We start from the raw sequence: 17,715 nt of genomic DNA, 5'->3' as shown, positions 1-17,715 counted from the left end.
TTGCGAAGAATAAGCAATTGCTATTCAAACTTTACTTTTAGTAATAAAAGTTCACTTAGTTTTTGCAGTGAGAAAAAGAAGTAAAGACAATGTTTAACATCAACAATATCCTTCGGGAAAACATAAAAAACCTAAAGCCATACTCATCGGCTCGTGATGAGTTTAAGGGCGAAGCCAGCGTTTACCTGGATGCTAATGAGAATGCATTTGGCTCACCTTTAAATAAAGATTACAACCGCTACCCAGATCCGCTTCAATACGCCGTTAAAATGCGTTTAAGTGAAATTAAAGGCGTTCCAGCTCGTAATATATTTTTGGGCAATGGCAGCGATGAGGCTATTGACATTCTGTTCCGCTCTTTTTGTAATCCTGGAGCGGATAACGTGATACTAGTGCCCCCAACTTACGGCATGTACGAGGTATCCGCCAATATCAATGATATAGCCGTTAAGCGGGTTAACCTCACCGAGGAATATCAACTTAATTTGGAAGGCATTGCCGAGGCTATCGATAAAAACACGAAGCTCATTTTTATCTGTTCGCCTAATAACCCTACAGGCAATTCTATTAACCGCGAAGATATCGAAACCTTGCTGGCTAACTTTAATGGTTTAGTAGTTGTTGATGAGGCTTATATTAATTACAGCCGTCAAAAAAGCTTTATTCAGGAACTAACAGAGTATGCAAACTTAGTAGTTCTGCAAACCCTTTCAAAAGCATGGGGGCTTGCTGCTTTACGCGTAGGCATGGCCTTTGCCAGTGAAGAAATCATAGCGGTAATGAATAAGGTTAAACCCCCTTACAACATTAACGAGGCATCGCAACAATTAGCTTTAGAAGCTTTGCAAAACGTAGAACAGGTTAATGGCTGGATAAAAGAAACGTTAACCGAGCGCGATAATTTAGTGCTCAAGCTAAAGGAGTTTGAATTTGTAGTGGACATTTACCCATCTGACGCTAATTTTATATTGGTTAAAACCACCGATGCCAGGGGCATTTACAATTACCTGGTTGAGCACGGCATTATAGTGCGCGACCGTAGCAAGGTTGAGCTGTGTGAAGGAGCTTTACGCATAACTATTGGTACACCTCAAGAAAATATCACCCTCATTAATACGTTAACTAACTTTAAATGAGCGCAAAAAAAGTTTTATTTATAGACCGCGACGGCACCATGATTAAAGAGTGTGCCGATGAGCAAATAGACTCGTTCAACAAGCTTGAGTTTTATCCAGGCGCACTCACCTACCTGCCACGCATAGCAAAAGAACTGGATTATGAACTTGTACTGGTAACTAACCAGGATGGCTTAGGTACCATTTCCCATCCCGAAGAAAACTTCTTCTCGGTACACGAGCTGGTGATGAAAACCTTTGCAGGCGAGGGTGTAAGCTTCGCCGCATCCTTCATCGACCGCACTTTTGCTATAGACGGTGCTCCTACCCGCAAACCGGGTACGGCTATGTTGACGCAGTACTTCGATACCGAAAAGTATGACCTTGAAAACTCATTTGTAATTGGCGATCGCCTAAACGATGTATTACTGGCTAAAAACTTAGGCGCTAAATCCATTTGGCTTAACAGCGGCTTAGGCATGGGTGCTGGTGAATTTACCGTTGAACAACTAGAAGCCATAAACGCTACCGTTGCCATAAAAACGGTTGAGTGGCAAAAAATATACGAGTTTTTAAAAGTGGGAAAGCGTGTTATTGAACACCGCCGCACTACCAAAGAAACAGATATCTATATTAAAATAGATCTTGATGGTACCGGCGAGGCTAAGGTAAACACCGGCCTGCATTTCTTTGATCATATGCTCGATCAGATTGCCCGTCACGGCAGCATTGACCTTGAGGTTGTAGCCAAAGGCGATTTACACATAGACGAGCATCACACCATTGAAGATACCGGCATAGCCTTAGGCGAGGCTATGGCTACGGCCCTAGGCAACAAACGCGGAATTGAGCGCTACGGCTTTTGCCTTCCCATGGATGATTGCCTGGCCCAGGCAGCCATTGACTTTGGTGGCCGCAACTGGATTGTTTGGGAAGCCGATTTTAAACGCGAAAAGGTAGGCGACATGCCAACAGAGATGTTCTACCATTTTTTCAAGTCGTTTACCGATGCTTCCAAAAGCAACCTTAACATAAAAGCCGAAGGCTATAACGAACATCACAAAATAGAAGCTATATTTAAAGCCTTTGCCAAAGCCATAAAAATGGCCGTAAGGCGCGATGTAAATAATATGGTTTTACCAAGTACTAAGGGAGTACTTTAAACTCAGAGACAAGAAATTAGAACCAGGAGCCGAAACAACTAAACAGTTTTCATCTTAGCTCTTGTTTCTTGGGTCTTGTCTCTCAAAACATTATGATAGGAATTATCCGCTACGGTGCCGGCAATATATTTTCGCTAACCTCGGCTTTAGATAGGTTGGGTTTTGCCTATGGCATGGTGCACACTGAGGAAGATTTAGCTCAGTACGACCGTTATATCATTCCGGGTGTGGGGCATGCGGGGGCAGCCATGAGTAAGCTGGAGCAAACCGGATTGGTGCCTGCCATTAAGGCGTTGCAAAAGCCTACCTTAGGTATTTGCGTGGGTATGCAATTGATGACGGCATATTCTGAAGAAGGTGATGCCAACTTATTGCACATCTTTCCAAACAAAACCCTGCGGTTTAAAGACAGTGAGCACTATAAGGTACCACACACCGGCTGGAACCGCGTTCATCAAGACAAACAAAACCCATTGTTTAAAGACATACCTGATGATGCACACTTTTATTTTGTGCATTCTTATTACATAGAGTACAACGAATTATATACTTTAGCCTCAACAAATTACAGTTTGCCCTATTCGGCATCAATTTGGCATAATAACTTTTACGGTGTTCAGTTTCACCCCGAAAAATCGGGCGTGTATGGCGAAACACTTTTAGCTAATTTTTCAAAAATTTAAAGCATGTACATTATTCCTGCTATCGATATTCTTAACAAAAAGGTTGTTCGTCTTCGCGAGGGCGACTATAACCAGGTTACCAACTACGAGGTAAGCCTGGAAGAAATGATCGATAAGTACCAGTCGATAGGTACCGAACTGATTCACATTATTGACCTGAACGGCGCCAAAGGCGATTTCAGCAACCAGCAATACCTATTTGATGTAATCAAAAAAACCGACATGAAAATTCAGTACGGCGGTGGTATCCGTAGTATTGAAAAGGTTCAGGAATTGACCGATGCCGGCATAGCCCGCGTTATTGTTGGTACACAGGCCATCAGCAATCCTACTTTTTTAGATGAACTGAGCAAAGCAATGTGCGGAAGCACTAAATGTGCCGACAAAATTGTGGTAGCCATTGACGTACTGGACGAAGTAATAAAATACTCTGGCTGGATGGAAAGCTCCCCTATAAAACTTATCGACTACGTTGACCGTTGCCTGCACTTAGGTTTTTACCGTTTCCTATGTACCGACATTAATAAAGATGGTAAACTTGGCGGCGCAGGAGTAGAACTTTACCAAAAGCTGCTCGACCACTCTCCTTTCATCAAACTTATTGCCTCAGGAGGTGTAAGTTCAATGAACGATATTGAGGAGTTACGCAAAATTAAGGTTGAAAGCTGCGTAGTAGGCAAAGCCATCTATGAGGATCGCATTACTATTGAGGATGTGAAAAACTGGAATTTGAAGTCATTGATATCTATTTAAACGCGTCCCACAGGGACCACACTATCCAACCTGTCATTTAGAGGAACGAGAAATCTTGTTGAAGCGAACAGCTTTGCAATATGAACAGGATTTCTCACTATCGTTCGAAATGACAATTGTATTTTTTATAAAGCACAAAAAGCTTTGGAACAATTACACAATACTACATTTCCCACCTCCGGCCTTGCCAAACGCATAGTTCCCTGCCTCGACGTCAAAGACGGTCGCACGGTCAAGGGTGTGAACTTCGTTGACCTGCGCGATGCCGGCGACCCGGTTGAACTGGCCTGGAATTACTCGCAGCAAGGCGCCGACGAGCTGGTGTTTTTAGATATTACCGCCACGCACGAACGCCGTAAAACCATGGTTGAGCTGGTAAAATCGGTTGCAAGGCAAATAAACATACCGTTTACTATTGGCGGCGGCATTAACGAAATTGCCGATGCCGATGCGCTATTAAACGCAGGTGCCGATAAAATCAGCATTAACTCGGCCGCGGTGCGTAACCCAAAATTAATTGACGAATTAGCAAAAGCATTCGGAGTACAGTTTGTTATAGTAGCGGTTGACACCCGCCATATTGACGACAGAAACATCGTGCACCTTAACGGCGGCCGTATAGCTACCGAACTTGAAACCCTGAGTTGGATAAAAGAAGCCGAAAGCCGTGGCGCGGGCGAAATTCTGCTTACCTCAATGGACCATGACGGTACTAAGGCCGGGTTTGATAACACATTACTTAAAACGGTTAATAATGCCGTGCATATTCCGGTAATAGCATCCGGAGGTGCGGGTAGCATGCAGCACTTTGTTGATGTATTTGAGCAAACTAATGTTGACGCTGCATTGGCTGCCTCGGTATTTCATTATGGGGAAATATTGATACCTGATTTAAAGGATGTGTTGCGGGCGAATAAAATAGAGGTTAGGTAATATTGCCATTAGCAGTTTGCGTTAGGGATAGAAGCGAAAAGCCCCGAACGAAGCCTGGGGAAGTGAGGACTTGCAGCAAATAGCCCGGGGCATAGTCAACGCCCAAATAATAATTTGAATAGATTAATGTTGTAGTCGTGAGGCTTTAACATGATTAAAATACATACTTAAATGCAAATAGATTTTACCAAATCGCCGGATGGATTGGTACCTGTAGTTATACAGGATGAGCAAACTTTAGAGGTGCTCATGCTGGGCTACATGAATCAGGAGGCTTATGATAAAACGGTACAAGACAAAGTGGTTACGTTTTACTCGCGTTCCAAAAACCGCTTGTGGACCAAAGGCGAAACCAGCAATAACTTTTTGCACGTAAAAAGCATTCATATTGATTGTGACAACGATACCATTTTAATAAAATCCAAACCCAATGGCCCAACCTGCCATACCGGTGAACGTAGTTGCTTTAAAACAACATACAACCAAAATTTCATTTTGGAGTTGGAGAGTATAATTGAAGATCGCTATACCAATCCGCAAGAAGGATCTTATATTAATAAGCTTCGCAAAAAGGGTTTAAATAAAATAGCCCAAAAGGTTGGAGAAGAAGGCGTTGAAACCGTTATTGCTGCCCTTGCCGAAACGGAAACAGATCTTATAAACGAAGCATCAGACCTTGTATTTCACTTGTTAGTATTGCTTAGGGAAAAAGGTTTGAACATTCAAACTATTGCGAAAAACCTGGAAGGCAGGCATGCCCCAAAGTCCTCAGATCATACAGTATCTTAGGAGAATGATTGCACTAAATCCCTGTAACTATTAAATACAAACTCCACTCAGGAAAATGGGACTTATGGAAGTAAGAAAATCATTTGAACTTACCGGGCACGGCAACCCTATTTTTGCGTTGGAACTTTCTCAAAAGCCAGGTATATTATTTAGTGCCGGTAATGATAAAGGTGTGGTGGAGTGGAGCCTGGAAAAACAGGCATTTATCAAAGTTATGTTTCCGGTTACTGCTTCGGTTTATGCTGTTCATTGCCCGGTAGGTTATCCTTTAATGTTTACGGGTATGCGTAATGGCGACGTACTGGTATTCAACTTTATTGAGCAAAGGGTAACCCATACGCTTAAACAACATGGTAAGCCCATATTTGATATAAAATCGGTGCCTGGCAAAAAGGAGTTGCTAATAGCATCGGAAGATGGTAAAGTAAGCGTTTGGAATTTAAACACATTGCAGCTGCTTCATTCCATACAGGTATCACACGATACGGTTCGCAGTATCAGCATTTCGCCCGATGAAAAACAAGTAGCTTTCGGCTGTCGCGACAATTCAGTGCAGCTTTATAACCTATCTGACTACAGTTATTTGGGCGCTCTTAAAGACCATAACATGGCCGTTTTCACGGTTCAACACGCGCCTGATGGGCAACACTTAATTTCCGGAGCACGCGATGCTCAAATTAAAGTTTGGGATATTGCTACCCAATCACTAAAGCAAAGTGTAGCGGCGCACATGTTTGCCGTAAACCATATTTTATTCCACCCAACTCAGCCTTACTTTGCATCGGCCAGTATGGATAAAAGCATTAAAATTTGGGGTGCCGATGATTTTAAACTTTATAAAATCATCAGTCGCGACAAAGGTTATGCTTCACACCAATTATCAGTAAATAAATTGGCATGGAATGGCGACCAACTACTCTCTACAGGAGATGATAAGCGCATTATTGCTTGGGATATAGAGTTTTAGTTAAGTTATTACTCATGTTAGTAACGTAACTCTGTAAACCATTAAATTGTTAAAATTTCAGTTTAACATTTACGCATACCGCTTTACTATCCTCAATTTATGGGTATGTTTCTTCAATTCTTCCGAATATATCCCTTGTCCGTCAATCTTATCAATTTTAACTCGGCCCGAGGCATGGATAATCTGATCGGCACTGAGCATAATACCAACGTGTACTATACGGCCTTCATCATTATCGAAAAAAGCCAGGTCGCCGGGTTGGGCGGCGGGTAGGAAATCGACAACTTCGCCCTGTTCTGCTTGCTGACTGGCATCGCGTTTAATTTTTATACCGTGCAGTTTAAAAACAGCTTGGGTAAAACCCGAACAGTCAATACCAAAATGTGTACGGCCACCCCACAGGTATGGGGTGTTTAGATAGCTTTTAGCTGTCGTTATCAAATCGGCCACAGCAAAATCATGATCGGCTACCTCGTATAGCTCGGTATTTATTTTGCAGGTGTTGGTGTTCCAGTAAGGCAAGGCACTGCAAGCCGGCAGGTATAATTTGCTTTGGTCAGAAACTTTCACAGCTTCGGTTAGCGGCTTGCTGGTTAACGGTAAAGCTATCTGTTCATCAAATACCTCATAATCCAGCATAGCACACGTGGTTAACTGCACCTTGCTAATCCAGCCTTCGTAATCATCATATGCGGTTTTAATTTTTATCCATTTCTCCTGCGTTTCCAAAACCTGATATGTTTCGCCGAATAAAAGTTGCGTTACCATTTCGGCCCGCTCGCTGGCTTCTCCCCTAACGGGTATTATGGCTAACTGTGAAATACCGTATTCCATGCTGCTAATGTAGTCTTAATCATTTATTTATTAACAAGCGCCTTTTAATTTCTTCTCTGTTTGCTTCTAACACAAATTGTGAAAATTCAGTATAAATATTTTGCAGAAAAAGTATATCATAAGAAACTAAATCGCATCCCCTGTCGTCGTACATAAATAGAATGCATTTCTTTGTTTCATTAACGATGTAAAGCTCCCCTTCTATTCTTGGTTTGATAAAGAAGTCATTATTGGCAATACTGGTGAAAATGTTTTCGAAGTTTATATTACAGGCCTTATCCTTAACAATTAACTGGCAAGCCCCTTCCGCTTTATGAAAACCGTTGTTGTATGTAGGATGCTTACGTTTACGGAATTGATATTCAAGCTTTGTATTGTTTCTAAATTGCTTAAATAAATATCCCCACTTTCTTATCTTTCTCTTTCTCCAGGTATTAAAGTTATAATAAAGAAATATTTGATCATCACTACTTATAACCAAGGAGCTTATTCTGTTGATACGTTTTGCAACCTCCAGCATATATTCATCGTTTCCAGTATCAAATATCTTGGGTTGTAGTTCAAACCTAATAGCCGGAATTTCATTGAAAAATAATGGTTGAACTAACGTCAACCCATTAAATAGATCTGAAAGAATATCACGAAGTTGTTTAAAAAGAGCCACGTTACAATATAAACAAAAAGGGACACCTTTTGGGTGCCCCTTTTTTAAATATTTTACGCGGATACTATCCTTCCATGTGAAGCCATTCCTTTTTGGCTATCAATTCCTCTTCAGTTTCGCGTACGTTTTCATCATCAACGCAGCAATCCACCGGACAAACAGCAGCGCATTGCGGTTCATCATGAAAACCAACACACTCGGTACACTTATCGGGAACAATGTAGTAAATATCATCTGAAATTGCAGCCTGCGCTTCTTCAGCATTCAGGGTGTTGCCATCGCCAAAGTCGATAACGCCGCGCAACTCGGTACCGTCCGAAAAGCGCCAAGATGCTCCCGCATCATAAATAGCATTATTCGGGCATTCGGGTTCGCAAGCTCCGCAATTAATACATTCATCGGTGATTATAATTGCCATATATCTGTATCGCTAAAATCTTATATTCTTGTTTAACTTTGCCTCGTTTTAAAAAGCCCACAAATATAACAAAAAAATCGCTTTTGGGTTTCAGTTGATACTATACGTATGTCAAAATTCAGCAATTCATATTTAATCCAGATAATCACTCAATTAGGTAGACAATTTGCTACCCCAGATGATGGCCTGCAGCAAATTATACAAACCGAACATCATTATAATGCATGGTTTACTCCGCAAAGTGTACAACAAGCTATTGGTGCAATAGTACAGTCACTTACCAAAGAGAATTTAGAGCAATTGCTTTCGGCCTATCAATTTGCCAATCACGAGCCTAAGAAAATAGGCCTGATACTGGCCGGTAATATTCCTTTGGTTGGCTTCCATGATGTACTATGTGTATTGCTGAGCGGCAACATTGCACTCATTAAAGCCTCATCGCAAGATGCCCGCCTTATAAAATATGTGCTTAAAATACTTACTGATATTGAGCCCGGCCTGGCTCAATACTTTACTTTTACTGATAAGCTCGAGGGGTTTGATGCCATCATAGCAACAGGAAGCAACAATACATCTCGCTATTTTGAATATTACTTTGGTAAGGTACCAAACATCATACGCAAAAACCGCAATAGCGTAGCCCTGCTTACCGGTAATGAAAGCAAAGAACAACTGCATGACCTTGGCAAAGATATATTTGAATACTTCGGCCTGGGATGTCGGAGCGTATCAAAATTATTAGTACCTACCGGGTATAATTTTGTACCTTTTTTTGAAGCCATTGAAGATTACTACCCCGTTATTCAGCATAGCAAGTATCATAATAATTACGACTATAATAAAGCCATATACCTTGTTAACCGCGACAAGCATTTAGACAACGGATTTTTGCTGTTAAAGCAAGACGAACGCCTGGCTTCTCCCCTTGCTGTAATTTTTTATGAGGAATACGATGATTTACCGTCGGCACAGGATTACTTAAGCAAACAAAGCGAAAACATACAATGTATTGTAACATCAGCCAGTATTGAAGCCAACAACCAGATAGTTAATTTCGGACAAAGCCAGTGCCCGGCACTGTGGGATTACGCCGATGGAATTGACACATTGCGTTTCTTGGCAAATCTTTAATTTTACGTACTTTTGAAGGGCATGTATATTATTAAAGTAAAAGGCGTTGCCAAAATACCCGACTATGTGCAGCTGCGCGATGAGCAGTTTACCTTGCTTGCTTATTTCAGGGTTGACAGGCCCGACAAATCACTTGACAAGGTAGGACTTGCCGATAAGGCCGATTACATTATGGGTCTGATTAAAGACCTGCCTTTTGGCCAGATTTTAAAACTCGAACTGTAATTAAAAATGATAGGAAACTCCATTATAAAACTGCAAGGTGTTGATATTTTCCAGCAAAAGCACCTCGTACTATCTGACGTAAACCTGCATATTGACAAAGGCGACTTTGTATGGCTTATTGGCCTCACAGGATCAGGCAAAAGCAGTTTGCTGAAAGTTATTTACGGAGACCTGAACATCACAAACGGCGAAGGCCATGCAGGTGGTTATGATTTACGCAAACTGGCGAGCAAAGATGTGCCGTATTTACGACGTAAGCTGGGTATTGTGTTCCAGGATTTTCAGCTACTTACCGATCGTACCATTGAGCAAAACCTGCAGTTTGTAATGAAGGCCACGGGCTGGAAAGACAAAAACCTGATTGCCGAACGCATTCGTGATGTACTGGAAAAAGTTGGTTTGCGCTCAAAAATCAAGAAGATGCCGCATGAACTTTCGGGTGGTGAACAGCAACGCGTGGTAATAGCACGTGCCCTGCTTAATGATCCTGAAATTATACTGGCTGATGAACCTACCGGTAATCTTGACCCTGATACCTCAGAAGAGATTGTTATGCTATTGAAACAGATCAGCCTATCGGGAACCGCAGTAGTATGCGCAACGCATGATTATCACATCATCCGCCAGTTCCCATCGCGCATAGTAAAATGCGAATCGGGTAAGGTTTTACAGGACGTAGCTATTTAGTGTAACTGTCAAAACCAGAAGCCATCAGTCAGGGATAAAAAATTCTGACATAGTATGCCTGACAGCTGACAATACACTATTGACAATTTTACTCATCGAATTAACAACTAACTGACAGCCTGACCGCTTTGCGGCTATGGCAAGGTACTTGTTTTGCACAATCATCATGAACTTCAAAGACATGTTTAATAAAAAAAATAAACAGGATACACCCGAAGAATTAAACGACGTGAACACTGAAAATACTACTCCAGAAGAAAACGCAGCTGCTGCTGAACAAGCTGAAAATCCATTAGCAGACGAACTTAACGTAAGCAGCGAAGAAGTAAAAACTGAGATAAGCGCAGAAGCTAAACTAAAAGATGATTTGGCTCAGGCTAATGATAAATACTTACGTCTGTATGCCGAGTTTGATAATTTCAAACGTCGCACTACCAAAGAACGGGTTGAGCTGTTACAAACTGCCGGTAAAGAGGTAATAGTATCATTACTACCTGTACTTGATGACTTTGAGCGTGCCATTAAAGCTACCGAAACCGCTACTGATGTAAGTGCAGTTAAAGAAGGAATTGCACTGGTACAGTCAAAGCTTAAAAATATTTTAACACAAAAAGGCCTTAAAGAAATGGAAGCCAGAGGAACAACCTTCGATGCTGACATTCACGAGGCTATCACTAATATCCCAGCCCCTACTGATGATCTTAAAGGCAAAGTAGTTGATGAGCTTGAAAAAGGTTACTACCTGGGCGACAAGGTAGTTCGCTATGCTAAAGTTATTGTTGGAGCGTAATTTGAAAAAGAATGAGTGAAGTTTGAATGAGCGAACGAGTGAATGTATTAATCACTTATTCGCTCATTCAGTCATTTACTCCTTAACATACAAACATGTCAAAAAGAGATTATTACGACGTATTAGGCGTACAGCGCGGGGCAAGTGAAGACGAGGTAAAAAAGGCATACCGTAAAATGGCCATTAAATATCACCCGGATAAAAATCCTGGCGATAAGGCGGCAGAGGAAGCTTTCAAGGAAGCTGCTGAAGCTTACGAGGTGTTAAGCAAACCTGATAAGCGCCAACGTTATGACCAATTTGGTCATGCCGCTAATGCACAATCGGCCAACGGTGGCGGCTACGGCGGACAAGGCATGAATATGGATGACATATTCAGTCAGTTTGGCGATATCTTTGGCGGTGGTAGTCCGTTTGAAGGATTTTTTGGTGGAGGCGGTGGCGGCAGGCAGCAAGGCGGTGGTCGCAGGGTAGCTCGCGGCAGCAACCTTCGTATTAAGGTACGCCTTACCTTAGAGGAAATTGCCAACGGTGTTGAAAAGAAAATAAAAGTAAATAAACAGGTACCATGCGGCACTTGTGATGGTAGCGGTGCTAAAGATAAAACATCGGTACAAACTTGTAAAACCTGTGGAGGCTCTGGAGCAGTACGCAGGGTAACCAATACCATATTGGGCCAAATGCAAACTACCAGTACCTGCCCTACCTGTAATGGCGAAGGCAGTACCGTTACTTCAAAATGTAACGTATGCCACGGCGATGGTGTTGTGCGCGGTGAAGAAACCATAAGCATTAACATTCCGGCCGGTGTAAGCGAAGGCATGCAGTTAAGCATGAGCGGTAAGGGCAACGCTGCCCCGCGTGGTGGCGTTCCGGGCGATTTGATTATTCTTATTGAAGAAGTACCTCACGAGACCTTAAAACGCGATGGCAACAACGTTATATACGATATGCACATTAACTTTGTTGATGCAGCATTAGGTACCAGCGTTGAAGTGCCAACTATTGACGGTAAAGCAAAGATTAAAATTGAACCAGGCACCCAGGGCGGTAAAATACTACGCCTTAAAGGCAAAGGCGTGCCTGAGGTTAACTCATATCACCGCGGCGACCAACTGGTACATATTAATATATGGACTCCTAAGGCATTAAGCCGCGAAGAGCGCGATCTTTTAGAAAAACTGCAAAACTCACCCAACTTTAAACCAAGTCCGGGTAAAAACGAGAAAAGCTTCTTTGAGCGTATGAAAGAATACTTCGAATAAGCAAGCTTTAAATTATTATTTCAAAGGCTGCCTCGTTAACTATGAGGCAGCCTTTGTTGTTTTTACGTAGTATTGCTTTGGGTAGATTGAAGGAACAACTTTACATCAACAAAAAAGCCGGTTCCATTATTTGGAACCGGCTTTTTTATTAAGTTACGAATATCTTAGTTGAAGATGTAACGTAAACCGAATTGCATAGTGTAAGTTGAGTTGAAGCTCACATCATCACGGGTTCTAACTGCATTTGTTGGCAAGTTGCCGTCAAATTGCAATCTGAAAGTAGGACGTGTTGTTCCACCTGGTGTAAGGTTGTTTGCGTTGGTTGGCACTAACACGTTTGACTGTGTAATTACCTGACGAACACCCCAATTTTTGTTTACAAAGTTTGCAAAGTTTGATATGGTAAGGTTAAACTGCAAAGTGTTGCGTTTACCACCTATGTTCTGGAACAAATCTTGTTGGAATTGTAAGTCAACCTGATTAAACCACGGAGACAAACCACCATTACGTTCAGCATATTTACCTTTACGGCTTTGCAAATACTGATCTTGCTCAATAAAGCGGAAGAATATATCGCTTTGTTGCTGTGCAGTGTAAGTTACAGCGTTAGCACCAGTACCTATAGTAAACGGTGTAAATGTAATTTCACTTGGGTCTTTAGGTACATAAATCAAGTCTGAGTTACCACCATCACGGTTAAGGTCTGTGCTGTAAGTGTAAGAAATACGACCTTGGTTAGAACCGTTGTAGAATAAAGTAAGTTGACTTGCTAAATGTTTAAGATACTCTTTACGGTAAGTAAAGCTAGCAACTATACGGTTTGGTAACACGTAACCAGCATAACCCATCTCCGGAGTGTTTGAACCATTCACAGAGAAAGTGTTTTGCCATGATCCTGAAGGTTGATCTCCGTTACCATCAAACTGTGTTCTTGCCTGGCTATGGATGTAAGATAACGATGCAGAAAGGCCTTTGCTAAATTGCTTTTGGATAGTTCCTGCAATTGAGAAGTAGTGACCTTTTGTTCCGTTGTCTAATACATATGTATTTAAACCGGTAGCTCCTGTGGTGTTGTTGGCAACAGGTAAACCGGCTGCGCTTAAAACGTTGTAGTATTTAGCACCATTGGTTGACGGATAGATCAAACGGTTGTCAGGATAACCTGCAACGTTTAACGGCTGTCCTTCTACCAAGTTTGGATTTCTGAATAATACAGTTCTGAAATCGCGGTTGTAAATAGCCTCAACTGTTGCAGTAAAGCCAAAAGGCAATCTTGCGTCTAAAGCTAAGTTAGATTTGAAAGTTTGAGGAGCTTTGATCTTTGGATCGATGAAAGACAGAGCAGTAGGGATTGTAGTACCTGCTGTAGGAGGAGTTGCTGGTAAATATGCTCTTGGGTTTGGATCAAACGGACCAGCAATTGCAGAAACTTCAGATGGAGTAACTGCAGTTTGGGTAAATTGAATCATACCTGCATCTCCAACCTGGCTAACTATCCAAACATTTGGAATACCGCCTGAGAAAATACCTGCACTACCTCTTAACTGAACGCTACGATCGCCTTTAATATCATAATTGAAGCTGGCACGCGGAGATACTAAAAACGCAGACTTTGGTAAAGATCCGGTATTAAGTCTTTCGCCGTTTGCAAATGTTAAACCAGCTACCAATGGATGAGTAATAGCATCCTGGCTATATCTGTATAAAGAAGCTCTTACACCGAATGATAAACGCAGTTTTTCACTTACGTTGTAATCATCCTGAGCGTAAATAGAGTAAGTTTGATTTTTAAATGTTGGGAATGCTTGCGAGTAATCATTATTTAATGAAAACGTACGGGCAAAGGCACGAGGGTTAACATTGTTTTTGAAATCATCAAAGCTATTGAATACATAGTAACCTGTTGCAAAACGTTGGAAACCATTTTTAGTAGTGCTAATATCAGCTTGCACACCACCTAAAAGATTGTGTTTGCCAAAGCTATATTGAACATAGTCTACAAAAGATAATGAGTTAACGTCACGTAAGTTTCCGGTTGTAAACGGCTCTGAGCCAAATGATGCAAACGGACGACCATCTTTTAATATATCAACAAACGGGAAAGCAGAACCTCCTGTTGAGCTTCTTGGCTCGTTTTGGTTGTTATAAGTAAAACGGAAAGTGTTTGCTAACCTTGAGAAGAAGGTTGAGTTTAACTCAGCTGATAATGAATAGAAGTTGTAATTGGTGTAGTAGTTTGAATTACTGAAAGTAAGTGAGTTGTTATCACTACGGTTTCCACCATTAGGGTAAATTACAGAGCTGGTAAGAGGATTGGTAGAGGTACTTACAAAAGAAGGCACCTGGCTTTCTAAACGGCTGTAACGAACATTGAAGCGATGTTTGTCGCTTATGTTCCAGTCAATCCTACCAACAATATTGGTACGGGTGCTTTTGTAACCATAGTTTTGGTAATCGCCTGGGTTGTAACCGTATTTTTGTACCAAATAATCTTTGATAGCATCCATTTCGGTAACCGTTGGACGGTTAACGTTTGGAGTAGCCGGGAAAGGCTCAGATGCAGAAGAAGCTCTGAAACGTGAGTTTATACCTGGTTCTTCAGCTTTCTCAAAGTTTGCGAAGAAGAATAATTTGTTTTTAATAATTGGACCACCAACGCGTGCACCGTAAATCTTGATGTTTAAATCAGCCGGAACAAGTTCAGGGTAGTTTCTAACTTTAGTACCTTGTTGTTTTTCGCTACGGAAGTAAGTGTAAGCAGAACCGCTGAATTCATTAGTACCAGAACGGGTAGTAGCATTAATAGCACTACCAATGAAACCTGATTGTCTAACGTCTGTTGGGTTTACGTTTACAGTAATCTCATCTAACGCATCCAATGGAATTGGGTTACCATTACCAGGTAAGTTAGTACCAATACCAAATTGGTTGTTAAAGTTACCACCATCAATTGTAATGTTGTTTTGACGATAGTTACCACCACCAATTGACTGACCATCGGCACTTGCCTGAGGGGTTACACGTACAAGATCGTTAATATTACGACGTACGCTTGGAAGGTTCAAGATGTCTCTTTTGCTGATGTTGGTTGTTGAACCTGAGCGGTCAGAGTTTAATACCGAACGTGGGTTTGAAGCAACAATATTAACTGCTGCAAGCTGAGTACCTGTTTGCGCAAGTACTGCGTTAAGAACAAAAGGCTCACCTAATTTCAACGTAACGTCGGTGAATTTTTGAGGCTCAAAGCCAATGTAAGTAACTTCAATGGTGTAAGGACCGCCAGCACGCATGTTTGGGATACTGAATCGGCCATCAGCACGGGTTGAAGTAGAATAAACAGTACCCGCCGGAACAAATGTGGCTTTGATAGTGGCACCCACTAAAGGTTCCTTAGAGTCTTTGACCAATCCTGTCATACTACTGGTAGTTACCTGTGCAAAGGCAGCCACCGTAGCTAACAAAAATGTCATGCTGAGAAGTAGAAATTTCCTCATACTTTTTGTTTTGTTTAATGAACGTTTAAAATAGTTTTTAAATAATCGGCACAAAGATAAATACTGCCTTCCATATCAATGTTAAGTCAGTGTTAATAAATATTAGATTTTTTTAACATTTTCTCTCATTTTTTAAATTTCATTAAGAAATAGGTGAATAAACGCTTCTATTTTTTAAAATAAGCTGATAAAGAAGCCAATTTGTTGCAATATTTAATTCTGTTATTAATAAATTTTCCAAATTAATGTTAAGTTAGTGTAAACCAGTTTTTAAAATGGTCTGCACCACACCCTCCATCTGTTTTTACTATCACGCTTTTTAGTTAGCTTTGGCAACAAAATCTGAAAAAGTAAATCATAACATAATGAACTACGACTTAATTGTTATCGGATCTGGTCCGGGTGGTTATGTAGCTGCAATCCGCGCTTCACAGCTTGGAATGAAAACAGCTATCATCGAAAAAGAATCATTAGGCGGTATTTGCCTTAACTGGGGCTGTATACCTACTAAAGCTTTATTAAAAAGTGCCCAGGTTTTTGAATATATTAAACATGCTGCCGATTACGGTATTAACGTTGACGTTAAAGGCGAGCCTGATTTTGGCGCTGTGGTTAAACGCAGCCGTGGCGTAGCCGAAGGCATGAGCAAAGGCGTTCAGTTTTTAATGAAGAAAAACAAAATTGACGTTATTATGGGCTTTGGCAAGCTTAAAGGCAAAGGCACCGTTGAGGTTACCGCTGCCGATGGTAAAAAAGCCGAGCACACAGCTAAACATATTATAGTAGCTACCGGTGGCCGTTCGCGCGAGTTACCAAACCTTAAACAAGACGGTAAAAAAATTATTGGTTACCGTCAGGCCATGGCTTTACCTCAACAACCAAAATCAATGGTGGTTGTAGGTTCGGGCGCTATAGGTATTGAGTTTGCTTACTTCTATAACGCTATGGGTACCAAAGTAACCGTAGTTGAGTTTTTAGATAACATTGTTCCTTTGGAGGATGAAGAAGTGTCAAAAGCACTTAACCGTACCTTAAAGAAACAAGGCATCAACATCATGACCAGCTCAACCGTTGAGTCTGTTGATACAAGCGGCGATCTTTGCAAAGTAAGCGTTAAAACTGCCAAGGGTACTGAAACCCTTGAAGCTGAGATTGTACTTTCGGCAGTTGGTGTAACTACTAACCTTGAGGGTATAGGCCTTGAAGAAGCAGGTGTTAAAACCGACAAAGGAAAAGTATTGGTTGATGACTTTTACAAAACCAATGTTGAGGGTGTTTACGCCATAGGTGATATTGTTAAAGGTCAAGCCTTAGCACACGTAGCATCAGCAGAAGGTATTATTTGTGTTGAGAAAATTGCAGGTCAGCATGTTGAGCCTTTAAACTATAACAACATCCCTGGTTGTACTTACTGCTCTCCTGAGGTTGCGTCTGTAGGTTATACTGAAAAAGCCGCACGTGAGGCTGGTTACGAATTAAAAATTGGTCGTTTCCCATTCTCTGCGTCAGGCAAAGCCAGTGCAGCAGGTGCTAAAGACGGCTTTGTTAAAGTTATCTTTGATGCAAAGTATGGCGAGTTCCTGGGTGCGCACATGATAGGTAACAACGTTACTGAAATGATTGCCGAGGTAGTAGTTGCCCGTAAACTGGAAACTACCGGTCATGAGATCATTAAATCGGTACACCCTCACCCTACCATGAGCGAAGCAATTATGGAAGCCGCTGCTGAGGCTTATGGCGAAGTAATTCACTTATAATACACATAACAACGCTTAAAATAAAAAGCCCTTCTGCTACAAAAAAG

17 protein-coding genes are annotated in these 17,715 nt (G+C 41.5%); 13 read left to right on the top strand and 4 right to left on the bottom strand.

Annotated features, from left to right (window positions below; all coding sequences use genetic code 11):
* The first annotated feature begins 89 nt into the window (after positions 1–89).
* From hisC to GO816_RS08040, 7 genes are all read left to right on the top strand, one after another.
* Complete coding sequence (gene hisC / locus GO816_RS08070; protein WP_157540995.1) at positions 90–1,136, top strand: histidinol-phosphate transaminase; 1,047 nt, start codon at positions 90–92, stop codon at positions 1,134–1,136.
* Positions 1,133–2,278 carry a bifunctional histidinol-phosphatase/imidazoleglycerol-phosphate dehydratase HisB gene (hisB, locus tag GO816_RS08065; RefSeq protein WP_157540991.1) on the top strand — a complete coding sequence of 382 codons (1,146 nt, stop codon included), beginning with the start codon at positions 1,133–1,135 and terminating at the stop codon, positions 2,276–2,278. The genes hisC and hisB overlap by 4 nt, the downstream gene beginning before the upstream one ends.
* A 92-nt stretch (positions 2,279–2,370) precedes the next feature.
* On the top strand, positions 2,371–2,961 hold the full coding sequence (gene hisH, locus GO816_RS08060; protein ID WP_157540989.1) for an imidazole glycerol phosphate synthase subunit HisH: 591 nt from the start codon (positions 2,371–2,373) through the stop codon (positions 2,959–2,961).
* A 3-nt stretch (positions 2,962–2,964) separates the two neighbouring features.
* Positions 2,965–3,714: a 1-(5-phosphoribosyl)-5-[(5-phosphoribosylamino)methylideneamino]imidazole-4-carboxamide isomerase gene (locus tag GO816_RS08055; RefSeq protein ID WP_157540986.1), complete on the top strand. Its 750-nt coding sequence runs from the start codon at positions 2,965–2,967 to the stop codon at positions 3,712–3,714.
* Between the two features lie 144 nt (positions 3,715–3,858).
* Positions 3,859–4,647, top strand: coding sequence for an imidazole glycerol phosphate synthase subunit HisF (hisF, locus tag GO816_RS08050; RefSeq protein ID WP_157540983.1), 789 nt, complete (start codon positions 3,859–3,861; stop codon positions 4,645–4,647).
* 171 nt (positions 4,648–4,818) lie between these two features.
* On the top strand, positions 4,819–5,436 hold the full coding sequence (gene hisIE / locus GO816_RS08045) for a bifunctional phosphoribosyl-AMP cyclohydrolase/phosphoribosyl-ATP diphosphatase HisIE (protein WP_157540981.1): 618 nt from the start codon (positions 4,819–4,821) through the stop codon (positions 5,434–5,436).
* A gap of 64 nt (positions 5,437–5,500) precedes the next feature.
* Positions 5,501–6,403 (top strand): WD40 repeat domain-containing protein, encoded by a 903-nt coding sequence (locus GO816_RS08040; protein WP_232336527.1) that lies wholly within the window; start codon positions 5,501–5,503, stop codon positions 6,401–6,403.
* Positions 6,404–6,472: 69 nt separating this feature from the next.
* Here GO816_RS08040 and GO816_RS08035 read toward each other — a convergent pair whose 3' ends face one another.
* The 3 genes from GO816_RS08035 to GO816_RS08025 all read right to left on the bottom strand — a co-directional run bounded on the left by GO816_RS08035 (position 6,473) and on the right by GO816_RS08025 (position 8,319).
* Complete coding sequence (locus GO816_RS08035) at positions 6,473–7,237, bottom strand: C40 family peptidase (protein WP_157540975.1); 765 nt, start codon at positions 7,235–7,237, stop codon at positions 6,473–6,475.
* A gap of 19 nt (positions 7,238–7,256) precedes the next feature.
* On the bottom strand, positions 7,257–7,901 hold the full coding sequence (locus tag GO816_RS18960) for a DUF3885 domain-containing protein (RefSeq protein WP_157540973.1): 645 nt from the start codon (positions 7,899–7,901) through the stop codon (positions 7,257–7,259).
* A 64-nt stretch (positions 7,902–7,965) separates the two neighbouring features.
* A complete protein-coding gene (locus tag GO816_RS08025; RefSeq protein ID WP_157540970.1) occupies positions 7,966–8,319 on the bottom strand; it encodes a 4Fe-4S dicluster domain-containing protein in 354 nt (117 codons plus the stop codon).
* Positions 8,320–8,427: 108 nt separating this feature from the next.
* Here GO816_RS08025 and GO816_RS08020 point away from each other — a divergent pair, with 108 nt between their 5' ends.
* The 5 genes from GO816_RS08020 to dnaJ all read left to right on the top strand — a co-directional run bounded on the left by GO816_RS08020 (position 8,428) and on the right by dnaJ (position 12,417).
* Positions 8,428–9,450: an acyl-CoA reductase gene (locus GO816_RS08020; protein WP_157540967.1), complete on the top strand. Its 1,023-nt coding sequence runs from the start codon at positions 8,428–8,430 to the stop codon at positions 9,448–9,450.
* Positions 9,451–9,471: 21 nt separating this feature from the next.
* Positions 9,472–9,675: a fructose-6-phosphate aldolase gene (locus GO816_RS08015; protein WP_157540963.1), complete on the top strand. Its 204-nt coding sequence runs from the start codon at positions 9,472–9,474 to the stop codon at positions 9,673–9,675.
* Between the two features lie 6 nt (positions 9,676–9,681).
* Positions 9,682–10,362: a cell division ATP-binding protein FtsE gene (locus tag GO816_RS08010; RefSeq protein WP_157540960.1), complete on the top strand. Its 681-nt coding sequence runs from the start codon at positions 9,682–9,684 to the stop codon at positions 10,360–10,362.
* A gap of 166 nt (positions 10,363–10,528) precedes the next feature.
* Positions 10,529–11,152, top strand: coding sequence for a nucleotide exchange factor GrpE (locus GO816_RS08005; protein ID WP_232336526.1), 624 nt, complete (start codon positions 10,529–10,531; stop codon positions 11,150–11,152).
* A 95-nt stretch (positions 11,153–11,247) separates the two neighbouring features.
* Positions 11,248–12,417, top strand: coding sequence for a molecular chaperone DnaJ (gene dnaJ, locus GO816_RS08000; protein WP_157540957.1), 1,170 nt, complete (start codon positions 11,248–11,250; stop codon positions 12,415–12,417).
* A 164-nt stretch (positions 12,418–12,581) separates the two neighbouring features.
* On the opposite strand, the gene GO816_RS07995 is transcribed toward dnaJ, so the two are convergent.
* Positions 12,582–15,911, bottom strand: a complete 3,330-nt coding sequence (locus tag GO816_RS07995; RefSeq protein ID WP_157540954.1) for a TonB-dependent receptor — start codon at positions 15,909–15,911, stop codon at positions 12,582–12,584.
* Positions 15,912–16,276: 365 nt separating this feature from the next.
* Here GO816_RS07995 and lpdA point away from each other — a divergent pair, with 365 nt between their 5' ends.
* Positions 16,277–17,668 carry a dihydrolipoyl dehydrogenase gene (gene lpdA, locus GO816_RS07990; RefSeq protein ID WP_157540951.1) on the top strand — a complete coding sequence of 464 codons (1,392 nt, stop codon included), beginning with the start codon at positions 16,277–16,279 and terminating at the stop codon, positions 17,666–17,668.
* The last annotated feature ends 47 nt before the right edge of the window (positions 17,669–17,715 follow it).

Source organism: Mucilaginibacter aquatilis, assembly GCF_009755275.1.
In the GTDB taxonomy this organism is placed as follows: Bacteria; Bacteroidota; Bacteroidia; order Sphingobacteriales; family Sphingobacteriaceae; genus Mucilaginibacter; species Mucilaginibacter aquatilis.
Note: the sequence above shows the minus strand (reverse complement) of the source record. Positions and strands in the feature narration are given on the sequence as shown.

Coding starts and splice junctions, on each gene's coding strand:
- lpdA (WP_157540951.1), top strand. CDS start 16,277: ATGAACTACGACTTAATTGTTATCGGATCTGGTCCGGGTGGTTATGTA.
- GO816_RS08020 (WP_157540967.1), top strand. CDS start 8,428: ATGTCAAAATTCAGCAATTCATATTTAATCCAGATAATCACTCAATTA.
- hisIE (WP_157540981.1), top strand. CDS start 4,819: ATGCAAATAGATTTTACCAAATCGCCGGATGGATTGGTACCTGTAGTT.
- GO816_RS08035 (WP_157540975.1), bottom strand. CDS start 7,237: ATGGAATACGGTATTTCACAGTTAGCCATAATACCCGTTAGGGGAGAA.
- GO816_RS08010 (WP_157540960.1), top strand. CDS start 9,682: ATGATAGGAAACTCCATTATAAAACTGCAAGGTGTTGATATTTTCCAG.
- hisB (WP_157540991.1), top strand. CDS start 1,133: ATGAGCGCAAAAAAAGTTTTATTTATAGACCGCGACGGCACCATGATT.
- GO816_RS07995 (WP_157540954.1), bottom strand. CDS start 15,911: ATGAGGAAATTTCTACTTCTCAGCATGACATTTTTGTTAGCTACGGTG.
- hisH (WP_157540989.1), top strand. CDS start 2,371: ATGATAGGAATTATCCGCTACGGTGCCGGCAATATATTTTCGCTAACC.
- GO816_RS08015 (WP_157540963.1), top strand. CDS start 9,472: ATGTATATTATTAAAGTAAAAGGCGTTGCCAAAATACCCGACTATGTG.
- GO816_RS08025 (WP_157540970.1), bottom strand. CDS start 8,319: ATGGCAATTATAATCACCGATGAATGTATTAATTGCGGAGCTTGCGAA.
- dnaJ (WP_157540957.1), top strand. CDS start 11,248: ATGTCAAAAAGAGATTATTACGACGTATTAGGCGTACAGCGCGGGGCA.
- GO816_RS08005 (WP_232336526.1), top strand. CDS start 10,529: ATGAACTTCAAAGACATGTTTAATAAAAAAAATAAACAGGATACACCC.
- hisC (WP_157540995.1), top strand. CDS start 90: ATGTTTAACATCAACAATATCCTTCGGGAAAACATAAAAAACCTAAAG.
- GO816_RS08040 (WP_232336527.1), top strand. CDS start 5,501: ATGGAAGTAAGAAAATCATTTGAACTTACCGGGCACGGCAACCCTATT.
- GO816_RS08055 (WP_157540986.1), top strand. CDS start 2,965: ATGTACATTATTCCTGCTATCGATATTCTTAACAAAAAGGTTGTTCGT.